The organism is Halococcus sediminicola (assembly GCF_000755245.1).
Taxonomy (GTDB): domain Archaea; phylum Halobacteriota; class Halobacteria; order Halobacteriales; family Halococcaceae; genus Halococcus; species Halococcus sediminicola.
In genome coordinates, this window is the sequence record NZ_BBMP01000011.1 from 22078 (window position 1) to 38864 (window position 16787).

Here is a 16787-nt window from a genome sequence, read left to right on the forward strand (position 1 = left end):
CGCCGGTACTGCCGACGGTCTCGACGAGAACCGAACCTGTTCGGGACTGCGTTTTTTGCTGTGTCAGTCACAGCATCACCTATCGATGGAACTCAGCCGAAAGACGCTGGCAAAGGCACTCGTCGCGGCCTTCGTCTTCAATCTGATCGTCATGGGTGCGGGCGCGTATCTCACCTACGAACAGTCGCCCGACCGCCCCGATCGGATCGTCGGCCCGAACGGCGGCACGCTCACGACGGACGAAGGAATCGTGAGCGGCAAGGCCGCCTTCCAGCGGAACGGTCTCATGAACCACGGGTCGATACTCGGCAACGGCGCGTACTTCGGGGACGACTACACTGCCGACGCGCTCGACCGGATGGTGGTGCACATGCGCACGTACGTCGCCCGCGAGCGCTACGGGACGCCTTACGCGAAACTCAACGATGCCCGGAAAGCGGGCGTAGATGCGGTCGTCGAACGGCAGCTTTCGGACAACACCATCGACGACACCGTCGAACTCGGTCCTGCCGAGGCCTACGCCTACCGGCAAGTCCGCGGCGAATACGTCGATAAATATCACGGCGGTGCGCCCGAACACGGCATCCCTGCGGGGTTCGTCTCGTCGCCCGACGACGCACGCCGGTTCGCGGATTTCGCCCTCTGGACGTCGCTGTTCTCCGTGAGCGACCGCCCCGGCACCGACCACTCCTACACCAACGAGTGGCCGTTCGACGCCGGCGCGGGCAACGATGCCCCGGCCTCGGCGATGCTGTGGAGCGTGTTCGCGATGGTGATACTCGTTCTCGGCGCCGGGGGCGGCATCTGGCTCTACAACACCATCCAACTCTCCGAACCCGAAACCGAAGGTATCGACGTTCCGCACCCCGATGAAGTCACACTCTCGCCGAGCCAGTTCGCCGCCATCCGCTTCGTGCCGGTCGCGGCCCTCCTCTTTCTCGTCCAGACGCTACTTGGTGGGTTGATGGCCCACTACTACATCGAACGCGAAGGGTTCTACGGCATCGCGCAGGCGCTCGGCATCGACGCGATGGCGACGCTTCCCTTCGCCATCACGAAGGCGTGGCACATCGACCTCGCAGTGCTCTGGATCGCGACGCTCTGGCTCGGTATCGGACTGTTCCTCCCGCCGCTGCTCACGGGCTACGAACCCGACCATCAGAAGACGCTTATCCACGTCCTGCTGGGCGCGCTGTTCGTCGTGGTCGTCGGGGGATTGGTCGGTATCTGGCTCGGCGCGCAGGGCTATATCGATGGTTCGCTCTGGTGGCTGCTGGGCAACGAAGGGCTCGAATACCTCGAAGTCGGGCGAGTCTGGCAGGTCGGTCTCCTCATTGGGTTCGCCCTCTGGACGGTCCTCGTCGCCCGCGGGTTCAAACCGCTGCTCGAACGAGAGAGTCGGTACGGACTCGCCCATATGATCATCTACGCCGGCGGGTCGATCGGACTGCTATTCACCGCGAGCATGCTGTACACGCCGAAGACGAGCATCGTCGTGACCGAGTTCTGGCGGTGGTGGGTCGTCCACATGTGGGTCGAGGGGGCCTTCGAGTTCTTCGTCGTCGCCGTCACCGGCATCGCCCTCGTCGCGATGAACCTCCTGTCGCGCCGGAGCGCGGAGAAGGCCGTCATCATCGAAGCGCTGCTGGTGATGGGTGCGGGCGTCATCGGTGTCTCCCATCACTACTGGTGGATCGGACTGCCCCAGTACTGGGTGCCCATCGGGAGCCTCTTCTCGACGTTAGAGTTCATTCCGTTGGTATTCATCCTCTTCGAGGCGTTCAACCAGTACCGCGCGTACATGACTGCCGGCAAGCGATTCCCATACAAGCTGCCGTTCATGTTCATCATCGCTTCGGGGATATGGAACTTCGTCGGCGCAGGCGCGCTCGGCTTCTTCATCAACCTCCCAATCATCAACTACTACGAGCACGGAACCTTTCTGACGGTGGGCCACGCCCACGCCTCGATGTTCGGTGCGTTTGGCTTCCTCGCGCTCGGGATGGCGACGTATCTGCTGCGCTTCACCACCAAACCCGGTGCGTGGGACGCGACGAACCTGAAACGCGCGTTCTGGCTGCTGAACGCCGGTCTCGCGTGGATGGTGTTCGTCGGCGACGTTCCGATCGGCTTCCTCCAACTGGAGACCGTCTTCACCCAGGGCTACGACGCCGGCCGCTCGCTCGCGTTCTACAACGGCGATCTCGTCCAGACGCTGTTTTGGGCACGGCTCCCCGGCGACGTCCTCATCATCCTCGGTGCCGCCGTGTTCGGCTACGACGTGGTGAGAAAACGCTTCGTGCGCCGCGAGGAGACGGCGGCCACGCCCGGCGGAACGATCATCTCCCGCCGCATCCTCGGCGAGGAGGCCGACACCGGCCGGAGCCTCGATGACGACTGAATCGAGGGTGCGAACCATCGGAGAGACGAACACGTTCGGCACGAAAGCGATGTCCACGTGGCTGTGAGATGAACGGTGAACACCGATGACAGCGACTCCTGAACCCGCGACCGACCCCGAACGCGTATGTCTCGACGAGTTGGAGGGCGCACCACACGCGGCGGTTTTCGAGCGCGACGCGCCGCGAACCGTCCGACTCAGGCTCGACGCCGACCAGCGACTGCCCGCCCACCGCCATCCGGGGACGGACATCGTCTGTCACCTCGTCAAGGGCGCACTCGACCTCGCACTCGATGGCGAGCGCCACCATCTCGCCGCGGGTGACCTGCTCCGATTCAGCGGCGAGCACGAGGTCTCGCCGGAAGCAATCGAAGACAGCGTCGCCGTCCTCGTGTTCGCTCCGCACGAGGGGTGAACGGGTAGGCCATCATCGCCACCCCCAACACCCTTCGTGTCACTCCGAGTCGATACCACGGATCATGGAATTTACTCGGGGCGAATCGTCCAACGACTCCAGAATTGTGTGGCAAACGACGAACCGATCATCGGTGTCGGGGCGGGAGATCTCAGCGACAGTTGTCACCAGACGTGTCGCAGGAGTGTCGGTGCCTTCAGAATGTCTCGTGGGTTGAGTGGGTACAACCCGAGCAGATCCCGCATCGTCAGTTCGTACTGTTGGAGCCGTTCGGTCTGTTCGGCCGATAGCTCCCCAGTTTTCTCGACGAACCTGTTCTGCTGGCTTGCGTCGAAATCGTACAGTAGTTCGCCGACCATACGCTGCATCTTCCACTTCGACCCTTTCTCACGGTTCCATCGTTGCTCGTATTCGACGAGGGACTCGCGCGACGTGTCGCCCGTCTCAAGTGCATCGATGGCGACATCGGCGGCCATCTCGGCCGACTCCATTCCCGGCCGGATTCCCTCCCCGAAGAGGGGGTTGATACTCGAGACGGCGTCGCCGACGGCGACGAGGCCGGTTTCAGCGCGTTGATTGATAGAGTTGTCCGATATTGCCTCCCCCGCATGCACATCACGAATCGTTTCCACTTCCCACCGCGGGTCGCTCTCGATCCAGTTTCTGACGTAGGTATCGATACTCCCGTCCTCCGGAGGGCTGTGGCGTTCGTAGAAATCGTCAATCCAGCAGACGCCGGCCTTGAATACGTCCTCGCCGGCGGGGAAGACCCACGAGTACCCACCCGGTGCGTACTCGTGATCGAACCGAAACAGCATCGAATCACAATCGAAGTGTCCTTCGACCTCGTACTCTTTACCAATGCCTCGTTGTGCAGCGTCGGGTTCCCACATGTCGAGTCGACTAGTCAGCACACCGGCGGGACCCGTCGCGTCGACGACGAGGTCGGCCGAGAACATGTTGTCGCCGAAACTGTTCTGACAGCTCACGCCGCTAACAGTCCCGTCTTCGACGATCGGTTCCTCGACGCGCACCCCGGTATAAATATCGACACCATAGTTAGACGCATCTTCCCCGAGATACTCCAAGAAGGCCGGAAAATCGAGTACGTAGTTCGGGATGGCGAGCCGTTCACTCGCCGTAGGCCCTTCGAAGATCACCGCGGAACTTGCATCCATAACGACCTCGTCGGGGATGTCAAAGCCATTGATCACTTGATGAAACGTCCCACCTGTCGACTTGTCGTTATCCGAGAGATGGTTATTCGCTTCGAGTACTGCAATAGAATACTCCGTTCGCTGGCCGACCTCCCGTGCAAACTGTAGACCGGACGGACCTCCGCCAGCGATCACGATATCGTATGTTGCCATGCTATAACCACTCTGGTTGTCAAACCATGAATGTACTGCGATACAGATGATTCGTCCCGACCACCGCTGGAGATATGTCTACTCACCTCGGGTTGCCCCGTGAGGGTGTCGAGAGGAATCGACTGTAGTCTCCGCCAGAATCGTGTCGTCGCTATCGTTCCGACGATCAGCCAGGTGAGAGTAATATTAACCAAATTGCCAATACACAGATATGTACTCGAGTTGTCGACCACGGCGTGGATACGGAGTCGGTTGCCGAGCAGTTCGAGAGCAACCGGCGGCAGGTCCAACAACTCGCCAAACCTACCGCGAGACCGGAGAAATCCCACACACGCGTCTCGGGAAGGATGCCTAGCGAACATACCGAATGTTGGCATCGCGAAGCCGTGTGAGCGCACGATCGGTCACCCGACGGTTCGGCTGTGACGACCCATCACTCCGATGGTGAATCGGGGTGTGCTTCGACGAACCGTTTGATGACTGCCCCCTCGGCACGGTGGAGCGTTTCGCTGCACGTCGATTTCGCGATCCCCGCATCCGCCGCGAGTTCGGTCAGCGAACACCGCCGCGGCGTGTCGTAGTAGCCCGCTTCGATAGCCAGTTCGAGCAGTTCGAGTTGACCATCGGTCAGCAGTTGCGTCGGTTCGAGCCGCTGGTGGACCTCGTTGACCGTGTACGGGATGCCGAACTGCTCGAATCGCTCGCCGAGTTCGGAGAGTCGCGGCTGGGAGGCAGTGACCTCCCAGTTGGCCTCGCCCGCCGCGATGGTGAACGGCAGTTCGAGCGGCACGCCCGAGTCCTGTACCGGGAGCAAGAGCAGGGGCGTCGTGGTCTCGAACTGGATCAGCGCCTCGTCGTCCTGCCGACGGAGGACGTCGAGTTCGGACACCGCATCGCTCGTCTCGATGGTCGGGAGTATCGCATCGAGGTCTCGACTCGTGATTTCAGCGAGACCGACGCCGGCGGATTCGCCGGCCAGCGCTGCGAGGATCCGGAACGTCGCCGTCGGGTGTGCGCGTGAGACGTCGCCGATCCAGACGCCCTCCGGAATCGTGAGCGTGAGGTTTGCTCGTGGCATCGGGGTCGTCCGAACGTATTCGCCCCACCACTCAATCAATGTTCCCGAACACGTTCGCATGATCGCTTTTCGGCGTACGATTCCAACGGAGAACATGGCACACGCCACCGACGCCGAGGCGGTCACCGACCGGATGCACGACAACTCGTGGTCGGCGAACCTCGAAAAGCCCGTCCACGCCGACGACGAGCGCCTCGTCGTCGAGCAGGCCATCGACGCGATCGACCACACGGTTGCGGGCAATCACGTGAACGTCGTCACGCACGCAAACCACGGCCATCCGAGCGGCTACCTCTTCGGCGCACTCGACGCCGCGTTCGACGACGACATCGAGTACGAGTACGTCGAGCAGTGTGGCTGTGGCGGTCACGTCACCCGTGTCCACGTCTGAGAGAGTTTCCGACCGCGACCGGGTTCTCGAAACCGGCTCTTCTTCCGTTCAACGGGGTCAGACGGCCTCGACGCGCTCGAAGAGGTACGCACCGAGCGAGACCATCACGACCGACGAGAGCACGAGCGCGCCGAGATCCACGACGAGCGGGTAGGTGGATGCGCCGACCAGTGCGGCACGCAACCCGTCAACGCCGTAGGTGAGCGGGTTGACGAAGGCGAGATACTCCACCGGACCAGGAAGCCCCTCGATGGGGTAGATCGCGCCCGAGAGGAAGAAGAGCGGGAAGACGATGAACTGGACGATGAGGCTGAACCCCTCACTGTCGGAGAACTGTGAGGCCAGCACGATGCCGAAGCCCACGAAGGTGACGGCGATGAGCGCGAGGAAGACCGCCGCCAGCGGTATCGACAGCCAGCCAGCGAGTTCGAAGCCGAGCGGAATCGAGAGGGCGAGAACCAGCACGGCCTGTACGATGGCCGTCGTCGAACCGCCAGCGATGCGGCCCAGTACGATCGAGGTGCGACTGACCGGTGCGACGAGGATCTCCTTCAGAAAGCCCACATCCTGGTCGGAGAGGATTGCCAAGCCCGCGAACGAGGCCCCGAGAAGCATTGTAAAGCCCATGATGCCGGGCACGAGATACTGGAGGTAATCGACGCCTTCCGGGAGGCCGGGGATGGCCGCGCCGCTGAAGCCGAAGCCCAGAAAGATCAGGAACATCAGCGGGAAGGTCAGCGAACCGATGATCCGGGAGGGGGTCCGCAGGAACCGTTTGACATCGCGGAGCCAGAGCCCGTAGACCCCGAGCGGATCGACGAGCCTCATTCGACGACCTCCGCGGGTTCGGCCGTCCGGTCGTCGGGATCATCGTCCTCGCGTCGGTCGGCGGCGCTCGCCTCGCGCTCGGTGAACGTGCTGCCGGTCAGCGAGAGGAAGACGTTTTCGAGGCTCGGCTTCCGGAGGTCCACCGAGGCGATGGTCGCGCCCGCCTCGTCGGCGAGGCGAACGAGCTCGGCGACGCGCGTGTCGCCGTGGGCCATCGTGACCGCGACGCCCTCGTCGGTGGCGGTGTGCTCGCGCACCCACGGCTGCTCGTCGAGACGGGCGAACAGCTCCCGGTTCGCGTTCTCTAACCCGAGCGTGACGACGTCGCCGCCGAGGGAATCCTTGAGGTTCTCGGGGGTGTCGACCGCGACGATGTCGCCGTGATCCATGATGGCGACCCGCTCGCAGAGGAAGTCCGCCTCGTCCATGTAGTGGGTCGTGATGACGATTGTCACGCCCGACCGTTCGTTGAGCCGCTGGATGTATTCCCACGTGTCCCGGCGGGTGCGCGCGTCCAGTCCGGTGGTGGGTTCGTCGAGGAAGAGCACCGCCGGTTCGTGCATCAGCCCGCGACCGATTTCGAGGCGGCGCTGCATGCCACCCGAATAGCTCTCGACGGGATCGTCGGCTTTCTCGGCGAGATCGACGAGGTCGAGCACCTCGGGGATACGCTCTTCGCGCTCGGCCTTTCGCTTGCCGTACATCCTGGCGTGAAAGGCCAGGTTTTCGGCACCCGTCAGTTCCTCGTCGACGGCGGGTTCCTGGAAGACGATGCCCAAGCTGTCGCGCACGTCGCCGGTCTCGGTGTCGATATCGTGGCCGTTGACGCGCGCGGTGCCCGACGTCGAGTCCAGCAGCGTCACGAGCATGTTGATGAGCGTCGATTTGCCTGCCCCGTTGGGACCGAGCAGACCGAACACCTCGCCACGCTCGACGCCGAAGGACAGATCGTCGACCGCCGTGACCGATCCGAACTCCTTGGTCAATCCATCGGTGCGTATTGCGTCCATCGGTTACACTAACTGAACAGTCAGTCACCATAAGCCTGTTGTATCGGCCCTCGTTCACACTGGGCACTCCACGAACGGCACCCAGATAGTCCGGCCGTGTTTCCGAGCCAGTTCCGTCCGATAGTATAACGTCCATCGGGTAGTCGTCCCCACATGGTCCGTCTCCTCACCGACGCGGACGTCCGTCGAACGCTCGAACTGGACGCGCTCTTGCCCGTCATCGCCGAAGCGATCCGCAAGCAGGACCGCGGCGCGGTCGAACGCCCCGACCGACCGCACTTTCCGGTCGGTGCTGGCGACGAACCGGCGTCCGGGACCGCACTGACGATGCCGGCGTACATCCACGGCGCGGATACCTACGCGACGAAACTCGCCACCGTCGTCCCGGACAACCCCGACCGTGACCTCCCGACGGTCACCGCGCAGGTGACGCTCACGGACGCGACGACCGGCCAACCGGTGGCGTACATGGCCGGCAATCACGTCACGAACGCGCGGACGGGCTGCATCGGCGGGCTGTCGGCGCGGGCGCTCGCCGACCCGCCCGTCACCGTGGGCGTCGTCGGAGCGGGGACGCAGGCGCGCTGGCAGACGCGGGCCATCGCCGCGGCGACGACCGTCGACGACGTCCGTATCTATTCACCGAGCGGGTCGAAGCACGACTGTGCGATGGACCTGCGCGAAGAAGGGATCGCCGCCACAGCCAGCGAGACCGCAGTCGAAGCGGTTCGTGACGCCGACGTGGTCGTGACCGCGACGACCGCGACCGAACCGGTGATCCCGACCGACGCGCTCGCGCCGAACGCGACGGTCGTCGCCGTCGGTGCCTACACCGCCGAGGGCCAGGAGCTCGAACCCGCGACGCTGACCGGTGCGAGCGACGTATTCGCGGACGTTCCGGCCGAGGCCGCCGCGACGGGCGACGGGCGTGCGGCCGGGCTGAAGGGTGAGGACATGCGGCCGCTCTCGGCGGCGCTCGACGAACAGCCACGCGACGGCCGGCGGGTCGTCCTCAGCGTCGGCTCGGCCGTCTTCGACGCCGCCGCGGCCGCTCACGTCCACGACCGGGCCGTGACCGACGGCGTCGGGCGAACGGTCGAGCTGTAAGCGGGCGTGGCGGCTCACGATGTCCGCGAACCACCCACACGCTTAACTCCGGCGTGGTCGATACTCCCCGCACGAATGATGGGGACGGCTGCTCGTCCGCTCGACTATCGCCGCCGAGACCCGCACCGCCGATGAGTCTCATCGCCACGGTTCACATCGCCCACGCGGACCTCGCGCTCGCGCCGACCATCCGCGAGTGTCCCGACGTGCGGATCCGCGTCATGCCCCAGTCGGCGACCGATCCGGAGACCGGACTGTTCTTCTTCCACGTCGAGAACGGCGGACAGGCGCTCGAAGCGGCCATCGAGCACGATCACACCGTCGCCGAGTGGACGCGGGTCGCCGAGAGTGATTCGGGGAGCGTCTATCGGCTCGAACACGCACCCGAGACGATACTGCTGTCGCCGAAGACGCTCGAACTCGGTGGGCTGATGCGCGAGGCGACCAGCGACGGCACCGGCTGGAGCGTTCGCCTCCAGTTCGACGACCGCGAGGCGCTCTCGCGGCTCTGGAAGCACTGCAAGGACGAGGGCATCGCCTTCGAGCTACAGCGGCTGTTCCGCGATCAGTCGTGGGTCGACGCGGAGATGACGGCGCTGACCGGGCCACAGCTCGACGCGCTGGTGACGGCCTACGAGGCGGGCTACTTCGAGGAACCGCGCACGAGTTCGCTCGAGGAGCTGGCCGACCGGCTCGACATCTCGCCGACGGCCGTCGGCGGGCGTATCCGCCGCGGGACGGCCGCGCTCATCGAAACCACGCTCGCCGAGCGGTGAGGCGACCGTCCGATCGATCGGTCGCCGAGGTCGAGCGGTATAACGATGGCCGGCTATGGGAGGAAAGCTTTATCCGATCGCTTACGAAGGGTTCCAATGCGATAGACTGGCACGGAACGGCCCGCAGTCGCGGTGGCGACGACACACGAATATGGACTGCTGGACCGCCAGCAGACCAGCGAACCGAGAAACGACGGGCCGAACACACTCACCGATCAGCGGACCACCCACAATGACAGTATACCGCCACGAACCGGACCGAACCGAACGCGGACATCGCACGGAGTGCGCCGATGGCTGACCCCGAACACGACGACGCGACGGGCGAGATGTCCGAGGGGCTACAAGTAGAACTGTTCCATCCCGACTCCGACCGGGAGCCGGGTGACACGAACTACCAGGGCTACGGCTTCGATATCCATCCCGTCGTCTTTCCGGTCGCGCTGGCGCTCATCGCGCTGTTCGTCGCGGCGACCGTCCTGCTCGGCGATCAGGCCACCGCCATCTATACCGACATCTTCAACGCCATCAACGCCTACTTCGGCTGGTTTTACATCCTCGCCATAAACGTCTTCATCGTCACCGTCCTCTACTTCGCGCTCGGGAAGTTCGGCAAGATCAGGATCGGCGGCGTCGAGGCCGAGACGGAGTTCAGCACCTTCTCGTGGATGGCGATGCTGTTCAGCGCCGGCATGGGCATCGGCCTCATGTTCTTCAGCGTCGCCGAACCGATGACGTTCTTCGACGAGGTTCCCCCCTACTTCGCGGGCAGCGCACAGGCCAACACCGCCGCCGCGGCCGGGCCGGCGCTCGCACAGACCTTCTTCCACTGGGGCATCCACCCGTGGGTCGTCTACGCGCTGGTCGGTCTCGGTCTCGCCTTCTTCTCGTTCAATCGGGGCCTCCCGCTCACCTTCCGATCCATCTTCTGGCCGCTGCTCGGCGAGCGCATCTACGGCTGGCCCGGCCACGTCATCGACCTTGTCACTGTGTTCGCCACCCTCTTCGGACTCTCGACCTCGCTCGGTCTCGGCGTCGCACAGGTCAATCAGGGTCTCAATGTCGTGGCCGGCCAACTGTTCGGTGCGAGCGTCCCGGTCGAGCCGTGGATGCAGGTCGCGCTCATCGCCGCTATCACGCTCGTCGCCACCGCGTCGGTGGCGGCGGGTCTCGACGGCGGCGTCAAGCGCCTGAGCACGCTCAACCTCTATCTCATGTTCGCCATGCTCGGCTTCCTGCTGATCGTCGGCCCGAGCCTGTACGTTCTCGACGGACTCGTTGGCGGTCTCGGCACCTACCTCGTCAACCTGCCCGGCCTGAGCCTCTTCACCGCCGGGTTCACTGCCGGCGAGGGGGCGAAGGACTTCCTCGGTAGCTGGACCATCTTCTACTGGGGCTGGTGGATATCGTGGTCGCCGTTCGTCGGGATGTTCATCGCGCGTATCTCGAAGGGCCGCACGATCAGACAGTTCGTCCTCGGCGTGCTCGTCCTCCCGTCGCTGTTTTCCTTCGTCTGGCTCGCCACGTTCGGCGGGTCGGCGCTGTCGGCCCAACTCGGCGGTGCCGGCATCCTCGCGTCGCTCTCGAATCAGGGCCAGACCATCGCCATGTTCTCGATGCTGTCACAGTACCCCCTCGGAGCGCTCTCGTCGATCCTCGCGACGCTGCTCGTGATAACCTTCTTCGTCACCTCCTCGGACTCGGGGTCGCTGGTGGTCGACCACCTGACCTCCGGCGGGAAACACGACGTCCCGAGAACGCAGCGGATCTTCTGGGCGCTCGTCGAAGGGCTGGTCGCAGCACTACTGCTCCTCGGCGGCGGTCTCGACGCCCTGCGGACGGCCTCGGTCTCGACCGGGCTTCCCTTCGCGGTCGTCCTGCTGTTGATGTGTTACACCGTCTATCTCGGGCTTCGCAACGAGTACGAGATCCTCGAATCCGAGGAGTTCAGAGAGCACATCGAGGAGATCAGCGACCGCGACGAGGTCGCCGTGACCTCCGCCGGCGGCGACGTCGTGACCGACATCTCCGAAGGCGGCGACACGACGACGGACGACTGAACGCTCCGCGATGCCTCCATCGAGAGCGTTTTACCGCGACGACTTCGACCGAGAGCGAATGAACGTCCCTGCGACGCTACTCGCGGTCGTGGCGGCCGGAGCGATGGCGCTCGCCGTGTTCTTCATGACGGCCGGCGAGTACGGGGTCGCCGGCGGCCTGTTCCTGAGCGCGAGCATCCTCATCTATCTCCGGGAGCGGTGGCTGTAACCGTCACTCGATCGGGACGAAACGCGACCGCGCCGTTCATACTGCACCTCTCCCAACCGGCGAACGATGGCAGCTACACGTCACACACCCGGTCCCGCCGCGGCGGAGGCGTTCACCCTCGGTATGGCGGTCGCAATGACGAGTACGCTCGCCGGAGTCGGATGGTTCCTCTGGGCCGGCGTACTGACGACGACCGGTGCGCTCGCCGCCATCGCGCTGGGATTGCCGATAGTATTGCTCGTCGTCGCGTGTCTGCTCAGCGTCTGGCTCGGTTACGACAAGGACGCCGTCGACGTGGCGCTCTCGTGAGTTGCTACGGTCGCGATTCGCGTTCGCTCATCTTGGTCGAGATCACCGGCACGGTCGCCGTTCGGACGACCTTCTCGGCGATGGTGCCGAGCAGCGCGCCGAAGCGGCCCTGATAGCCCGTGCCCATCACGATGACGTCGACCTCCTCGTTGGCGGCGTATTTGACGATCTCCTCGTGCGGTGTTCCGCTCCGGATGTCGGCGACACACTCGACACCGGCCTCGGTCGCCATGTCGCGGACGTCGCCGGTGACACGCTCGCCGTACTGTTCGTACTCCTCGCGGACCGCCTCCTCGTCGTCCCTGAGCGAGAGGGCGCGGGGAACACCCGGCAGGTCCATGACGTACAGCGTGTGGACCGTCCCCCCGAGCGCACCCGCGAGTTCGATACCGTGTTCGGCGGCTTTTCTGGCCTCGTCGCTGCCATCGGTCGGAATGAGAATCCGGTCGTACATCTTCGATCCCTCGTTGTCGACCCTCCAGTACCCGGACACATAGCGTTTTGGATGACTCGACCCCGTACGAGGTGATCCGCGGGTACGTCCGACTCGCAAGGCAGGTCGGATTCGTGTCGGTGACGAACGCGTTCGAGGTGGAACAGGACGATCCGCCGCTCGTGGACGGTTGGTCGTGGCGGGAGTCGCGGGTCGAAAGAACGGCGACTGCGCCGCGGTGTGCTTACTCGTCGACTCTACTGGCGTTCAGTTTGGCCTGCTCGCGCGCGCTCGGGTTCACTGACTCCTGGAACGGCACCTCGGAGACGGTCGCGTAGACCGGTTCGCCGGGTTCTTCGGCGTACTCGTCGGGGAGATGCACCGCGAACTCGATGTCGGCGTCGGCGTCGTAGATGCTGTCGTCGAGCGGTGCGTCGAGGTCGCGCAGTTTTGCCGCCGGGACGTGCGCGAGCGCGATGTTGGTTTCCAGTTCGGGGCTGTACCACGGCGAAGTGACGTAACCACACTCCTCGCCCGTCTCGGGGTCCGAGACGAGCCAGAAGTCGGGTGCGTAGTCACGGATCGGCTCGCCGGCCATCTTCAATCCGACTAACTTGTGCGTGAACGGGTACTCGCCGTTCTCGATCTGCTCCTGCTGATGTTCGAGCGCTTCCTTCCCGACGTAGTCGACGTCGGTCTCGTCGGGCACCTGATAGCCGAGGTTGACCTGGAACGGCGAGGTCTCGTGGTCCATGTCCTGACCCCACGAGAGGATGCCCGCTGCGATCCGCCGGTGGTGACCGGGCGCGATCTGCATCCCGCCGTGGTCCTTGACGCTTTCGAGCACCGGGTCCCAGACGGCCTCGGCGTTTTCCATTGCATCCTTGACGTAGATCTCGAAGCCCTTCTCGCCCGAAAAGCCCGTCTGGCTCACGAGCACGTCACAGCCGTCGACTTCGGCCTCCATCAGCCCGTAGTAGGGCACTTCCGAGACCGCCTCGCCGACGACGTCGACCATCACGTCCTCGGAGAGCGGCCCCTGGATCTGCATCGGCGCGACGTCGATCTCGTCGATTCCCACCTCGAAATTCTCGCCGACGTTCACGCCCTGCAGCCACTGCATGAGGGTGGAATCGGAGATCGAAAACCAGAATTCGTCCGCGCCGGGCCGCAACAGGACGGGATCGTTCAGGATGCCGCCCTCCTCGTTACAGAGGATGACGTACTTGCCGTGCATGACCTCGATGTCGGTCGCGTCGCGGGTGATGACGCGGTTGACGAACGCCTCGGCGTCGGGACCCTGCACGCGGATCTGGCGCTCGACAGCGACGTCCCACAGCGTGACGCGCTCGGTCAGCGCCTCGTACTCGGCCATCGCGCCGCCGTCTTCCGGTTCGACAAGTCCTCGGGGATGGTAGAGACGGTTGTAGACCGTCGCGCGCCACGCACCCTCCTCGTCGAAGGACTTGTGGAAGAAGGGCGACTTGCGGACCCGCGTCGAGACCAGCATCTCGATGCCGGGGTCGCCCGACTGACGCAGGTTCCGTGGTACCGTTCGATCCGACTGATCGACGTTCGGATGGTTCGGATGCTCCGCTCCGTCCGTTCTCGGTGGCTCGTTCTCGGACATCCCCTCTCGCTACATCCCTCGAAGCCCTAAATCGACCAGTTAACAGAGACACCCATTTATGTTCGTGCGGTTCCAACGGCGCGGTCACCGGACGGATGGGTTCAAGCCCACGCGCGCCGACAGCCCGGTATGTCGCGCGCCAGACGACTGCGTGGCCAACCGGTCGCGGCCACGGTCCGCGAGGCGGTCCGCGGGCGGATTGCGGATCTCGACACACCGCCGACGCTCGCAACGGTGATGATGAGCGACGATGCGAGTGACGAGCGCTTCGTCGCGTTGAAACACGACGCCTGTGCGGAGGTGGGCATCGACGTCGTGGACCGACGTCTCGCCCCCGACGCGCCCGCATCGCGGCTCCATCGTACGCTGGACGAACTCGCCAGCGACTCAACTGTGGATGCCGTGTTCGTACAGGTCCCGCTGCCCGACCACGTCGCCCTCAACGAGGTGCGGCGACGCCTCGACCCCGAAACGGACGTCGACTGCTTTCATCCCACCAATCTCGGCCGACTCGTCGCGGGGAATCCACGATACGTCCCGGCGACGCCCGCCGCCGTCGGCCGGATACTTGCAGCCTACGACGTTCCGGTCGCGGGGCGCGAAGTCGTCGTCGTCGGGCGCTCCGAAGCCATCGGGAAACCGCTGGCGAACCACCTGCTCCGGAGGGGACCGGGCGGCGACGCCACGGTCACGGTCTGTCACTCCCGCACACCCGATCTCGGTAGGGCGACGCGCCGTGCGGACGTGCTCGTGACCGCCTGCGGCGTGCCAGAACTCGTCACCGAAGAGATGCTCTCACCGGGCGTCGTGGTCATCGACGTGAGCGCGAACCGGCGGACGGTCGAGGGTGAAACGACGGTCGTCGGCGACGTCGACCACGAGAGCGCGGCGGCCGTCGCGGCGGCCATCACGCCCGTGCCGGGCGGTATCGGGCCGGTCACGCTCGCCATGCTGACCCAGAACGTCGTCCGTGCGGCCGAGCGGCGTGTCGGGACCTAAAAGGATGGCACGTGTCGAACACGAACCTTGAAGCGACAGTCGGGCGAACTCGAATCGACATGTCCTCCGAAGAGGAAGACCTACCGACGGACTACGAGATCGCCCAGGAGGTCGACACCGACCACATCACCGAGGTCGTCGAGCCGCTCGGACTCACACGCGACGACCTCGAACTCCACGGCGACGACACGGCGAAACTCACGTTCGACGCCATCGAGCGCCTGCGCGAGTCCGACCGCGAGAACGGCGATCTGATTCTCGTCACCGGCATGACGCCGACGCCGATGGGCGAGGGCAAGACCGTCACTACCGTCGGGCTGAGTCAGGCGTTCAATCGACTCGACGAGAACGCGCTGGCGGCCATCCGCGAGCCCTCGCTCGGCCCGGTCTTCGGCGTCAAAGGTGGGGCCGCCGGCGGCGGCTACTCCCAGGTACTGCCGATGGAGGACATCAACCTCCACTTTACTGGTGACCTCCACGCGCTCACGTCGGCACACAACCTGATCTCGACGATGCTCGACAACCACATCAAACAGGGTAACGAACTGGAGATCGCCGTCAACTGGGTCCGGTGGCCCCGCGCCATCGACATGAACGACCGCGTGCTCCGCGAGACGGTCGTGGGGCTGGGTGGGGAGGTCACGGGCGTCCCGCGCGAGGACGGGTTCATCCTCACGGCGGCCTCCGAGCTGATGGCCGTGCTCTGTCTCGCCGACGACCTCGCCGATCTGAAAGAGCGCGTTTCGCGCATCATCGTCGCGTACGACGACGACGGAAATCCTATCACCGCCGACGACATCGAGGCGACGGGAGCGGTCACCATCCTGCTCAAGGACGCCCTGAAACCCAACATCGTTCAGACCGTGGAGGGAACGCCGGCGTTCGTCCACGGTGGTCCGTTCGCCAACATCGCCCACGGGACGAACTCGCTGATCGCCGACGACGCGGCCCGAAAGCTCTCGGACTACCTCGTCACCGAGGCGGGCTTCGGCTCGGATCTGGGGGCCGAGAAGTTCATGGACGTCGTCTGCCGGTTGGGAGACATGGAGCCGGCGGCGGTGACGCTCGTCGCGTCGATTCGCGCGCTCAAATACCACGGGAAAGACATGTGGCCCGCCGACCTCGACGCACTCGACGACCCGGATCCCGAGGCAGTCCGAGGCGGACTCGAAAACCTCGATGCCCACGTCGAGAATCTCAGGGGATTCGGCGTGCCGGTCGTGGTGGCGCTCAACCGCTTCCCCGGCGACACCGACGCGGAGGTTCAAGCCGTGCTGGACCACTGCCGGGACGAGTTGGGGGTCGCGGTCGCCGAATCGACGGTGTTCGAGGAGGGCGGCGCTGGCGGGACCGACCTCGCCGAGAAGCTCATGGCCGCCATCGAAACGAACGACGAGACGTTCGACTACCTCTACGAGGCTGACGCCCCGATTCGGGAGAAAATCGAGACCATCGCCACCGAGATCTACGGCGCGGAGTCAGTTTCCTTCCAGAGCAGTGCGCGCGACGACATCGAACGGATGGAGTCGCTCGGCTTCGACGACGTGCCCATCGTCATCTCGAAGACGTTCCATTCCCTCAGCGACGATGCCGAGAAGAAGGGTGTGCCCACCGGCTGGGAACTCGAAATCCAGAAGATCTATCCGTCGGCCGGCGCGGGCTTTCTCGTCGCGCTCACCAGCGACGTGCTCACGTTACCAGGACTACCGGCAGACCCCGCCGCCGCCGGCATGGACATCGATTCCGACGGGACGGTCTCGGGACTGTTCTGA

General features: G+C 64.6%; 16 protein-coding genes. 10 read left to right on the forward strand and 6 right to left on the reverse strand.

The features are described 5' to 3' along the window. Nucleotides 1–85 precede the first annotated feature (85 nt). Both ACP97_RS07335 and ACP97_RS07340 read left to right on the forward strand, forming a co-directional pair. Entirely contained in the window at nucleotides 86–2401 is a 2316-nt protein-coding gene (locus ACP97_RS07335) for a nitric-oxide reductase large subunit (RefSeq protein WP_049997190.1), read from the forward strand. A gap of 85 nt (nucleotides 2402–2486) precedes the next feature. Then, nucleotides 2487–2816 carry a cupin domain-containing protein gene (locus ACP97_RS07340; RefSeq protein WP_049997191.1) on the forward strand — a complete coding sequence of 110 codons (330 nt, stop codon included), beginning with the start codon at nucleotides 2487–2489 and terminating at the stop codon, nucleotides 2814–2816. A gap of 164 nt (nucleotides 2817–2980) precedes the next feature. On the opposite strand, the gene ACP97_RS07345 is transcribed toward ACP97_RS07340, so the two are convergent. Continuing rightward, nucleotides 2981–4186, reverse strand: a complete 1206-nt coding sequence (locus ACP97_RS07345) for an NAD(P)/FAD-dependent oxidoreductase (RefSeq protein WP_049997192.1) — start codon at nucleotides 4184–4186, stop codon at nucleotides 2981–2983. Between the two features lie 433 nt (nucleotides 4187–4619). Then, a complete protein-coding gene (locus tag ACP97_RS07350; RefSeq protein ID WP_049997320.1) occupies nucleotides 4620–5264 on the reverse strand; it encodes a helix-turn-helix domain-containing protein in 645 nt (214 codons plus the stop codon). Between the two features lie 94 nt (nucleotides 5265–5358). On the opposite strand from ACP97_RS07350, the gene ACP97_RS07355 reads away from it, so the two are divergent. Then, nucleotides 5359–5655 (forward strand): CGCGG family putative rSAM-modified RiPP protein, encoded by a 297-nt coding sequence (locus ACP97_RS07355; protein WP_202593579.1) that lies wholly within the window; start codon nucleotides 5359–5361, stop codon nucleotides 5653–5655. Nucleotides 5656–5712: 57 nt separating this feature from the next. Here ACP97_RS07355 and ACP97_RS07360 read toward each other — a convergent pair whose 3' ends face one another. Continuing rightward, nucleotides 5713–6483, reverse strand: coding sequence for an ABC transporter permease (locus ACP97_RS07360; RefSeq protein WP_049997194.1), 771 nt, complete (start codon nucleotides 6481–6483; stop codon nucleotides 5713–5715). Then, complete coding sequence (locus ACP97_RS07365; protein WP_049997195.1) at nucleotides 6480–7493, reverse strand: ATP-binding cassette domain-containing protein; 1014 nt, start codon at nucleotides 7491–7493, stop codon at nucleotides 6480–6482. Before ACP97_RS07365 ends, ACP97_RS07360 begins: the two co-directional genes overlap by 4 nt. A gap of 153 nt (nucleotides 7494–7646) precedes the next feature. Here ACP97_RS07365 and ACP97_RS07370 point away from each other — a divergent pair, with 153 nt between their 5' ends. The 5 genes from ACP97_RS07370 (at nucleotide 7647) to ACP97_RS07385 (ending at nucleotide 11953) form a co-directional block, all read left to right on the forward strand. Continuing rightward, nucleotides 7647–8600 (forward strand): ornithine cyclodeaminase family protein, encoded by a 954-nt coding sequence (locus ACP97_RS07370; RefSeq protein ID WP_049997196.1) that lies wholly within the window; start codon nucleotides 7647–7649, stop codon nucleotides 8598–8600. Between the two features lie 131 nt (nucleotides 8601–8731). After that, nucleotides 8732–9376: a helix-turn-helix domain-containing protein gene (locus ACP97_RS07375; RefSeq protein WP_049997197.1), complete on the forward strand. Its 645-nt coding sequence runs from the start codon at nucleotides 8732–8734 to the stop codon at nucleotides 9374–9376. A gap of 293 nt (nucleotides 9377–9669) precedes the next feature. Continuing rightward, nucleotides 9670–11436, forward strand: a complete 1767-nt coding sequence (locus tag ACP97_RS07380; RefSeq protein WP_049997198.1) for a BCCT family transporter — start codon at nucleotides 9670–9672, stop codon at nucleotides 11434–11436. Between the two features lie 58 nt (nucleotides 11437–11494). Continuing rightward, nucleotides 11495–11644 carry a hypothetical protein gene (locus ACP97_RS20385; protein WP_202593580.1) on the forward strand — a complete coding sequence of 50 codons (150 nt, stop codon included), beginning with the start codon at nucleotides 11495–11497 and terminating at the stop codon, nucleotides 11642–11644. Between the two features lie 66 nt (nucleotides 11645–11710). Then, the gene (locus ACP97_RS07385) at nucleotides 11711–11953 is read left to right on the forward strand and encodes a hypothetical protein (protein WP_049997199.1); all 243 of its coding nucleotides are present in this window, start codon (nucleotides 11711–11713) and stop codon (nucleotides 11951–11953) included. Between the two features lie 4 nt (nucleotides 11954–11957). On the opposite strand, the gene ACP97_RS07390 is transcribed toward ACP97_RS07385, so the two are convergent. Then, a complete protein-coding gene (locus ACP97_RS07390; RefSeq protein WP_049997321.1) occupies nucleotides 11958–12407 on the reverse strand; it encodes a universal stress protein in 450 nt (149 codons plus the stop codon). A gap of 223 nt (nucleotides 12408–12630) precedes the next feature. Then, on the reverse strand, nucleotides 12631–14016 hold the full coding sequence (locus ACP97_RS07395) for a glycine cleavage T C-terminal barrel domain-containing protein (protein WP_049997200.1): 1386 nt from the start codon (nucleotides 14014–14016) through the stop codon (nucleotides 12631–12633). Nucleotides 14017–14145: 129 nt separating this feature from the next. On the opposite strand from ACP97_RS07395, the gene ACP97_RS07400 reads away from it, so the two are divergent. Then, nucleotides 14146–15015 carry a bifunctional 5,10-methylenetetrahydrofolate dehydrogenase/5,10-methenyltetrahydrofolate cyclohydrolase gene (locus ACP97_RS07400; protein ID WP_049997201.1) on the forward strand — a complete coding sequence of 290 codons (870 nt, stop codon included), beginning with the start codon at nucleotides 14146–14148 and terminating at the stop codon, nucleotides 15013–15015. Nucleotides 15016–15074: 59 nt separating this feature from the next. Next, entirely contained in the window at nucleotides 15075–16787 is a 1713-nt protein-coding gene (locus ACP97_RS07405; protein ID WP_049997202.1) for a formate--tetrahydrofolate ligase, read from the forward strand.

What these genes read in the sequence shown, in the direction of transcription:
- ACP97_RS07370 (WP_049997196.1), top strand. Translation starts at nt 7,647, where the DNA reads ATGGTCCGTCTCCTCACCGACGCGGACGTCCGTCGAACGCTCGAACTG.
- ACP97_RS07405 (WP_049997202.1), top strand. Translation starts at nt 15,075, where the DNA reads ATGTCCTCCGAAGAGGAAGACCTACCGACGGACTACGAGATCGCCCAG.
- ACP97_RS07375 (WP_049997197.1), top strand. Translation starts at nt 8,732, where the DNA reads ATGAGTCTCATCGCCACGGTTCACATCGCCCACGCGGACCTCGCGCTC.
- ACP97_RS20385 (WP_202593580.1), top strand. Translation starts at nt 11,495, where the DNA reads ATGAACGTCCCTGCGACGCTACTCGCGGTCGTGGCGGCCGGAGCGATG.
- ACP97_RS07385 (WP_049997199.1), top strand. Translation starts at nt 11,711, where the DNA reads ATGGCAGCTACACGTCACACACCCGGTCCCGCCGCGGCGGAGGCGTTC.
- ACP97_RS07395 (WP_049997200.1), bottom strand. Translation starts at nt 14,016, where the DNA reads ATGTCCGAGAACGAGCCACCGAGAACGGACGGAGCGGAGCATCCGAAC.
- ACP97_RS07335 (WP_049997190.1), top strand. Translation starts at nt 86, where the DNA reads ATGGAACTCAGCCGAAAGACGCTGGCAAAGGCACTCGTCGCGGCCTTC.
- ACP97_RS07365 (WP_049997195.1), bottom strand. Translation starts at nt 7,493, where the DNA reads ATGGACGCAATACGCACCGATGGATTGACCAAGGAGTTCGGATCGGTC.
- ACP97_RS07340 (WP_049997191.1), top strand. Translation starts at nt 2,487, where the DNA reads ATGACAGCGACTCCTGAACCCGCGACCGACCCCGAACGCGTATGTCTC.
- ACP97_RS07390 (WP_049997321.1), bottom strand. Translation starts at nt 12,407, where the DNA reads ATGTACGACCGGATTCTCATTCCGACCGATGGCAGCGACGAGGCCAGA.
- ACP97_RS07360 (WP_049997194.1), bottom strand. Translation starts at nt 6,483, where the DNA reads ATGAGGCTCGTCGATCCGCTCGGGGTCTACGGGCTCTGGCTCCGCGAT.
- ACP97_RS07355 (WP_202593579.1), top strand. Translation starts at nt 5,359, where the DNA reads ATGGCACACGCCACCGACGCCGAGGCGGTCACCGACCGGATGCACGAC.
- ACP97_RS07400 (WP_049997201.1), top strand. Translation starts at nt 14,146, where the DNA reads ATGTCGCGCGCCAGACGACTGCGTGGCCAACCGGTCGCGGCCACGGTC.
- ACP97_RS07350 (WP_049997320.1), bottom strand. Translation starts at nt 5,264, where the DNA reads ATGCCACGAGCAAACCTCACGCTCACGATTCCGGAGGGCGTCTGGATC.
- ACP97_RS07345 (WP_049997192.1), bottom strand. Translation starts at nt 4,186, where the DNA reads ATGGCAACATACGATATCGTGATCGCTGGCGGAGGTCCGTCCGGTCTA.
- ACP97_RS07380 (WP_049997198.1), top strand. Translation starts at nt 9,670, where the DNA reads ATGGCTGACCCCGAACACGACGACGCGACGGGCGAGATGTCCGAGGGG.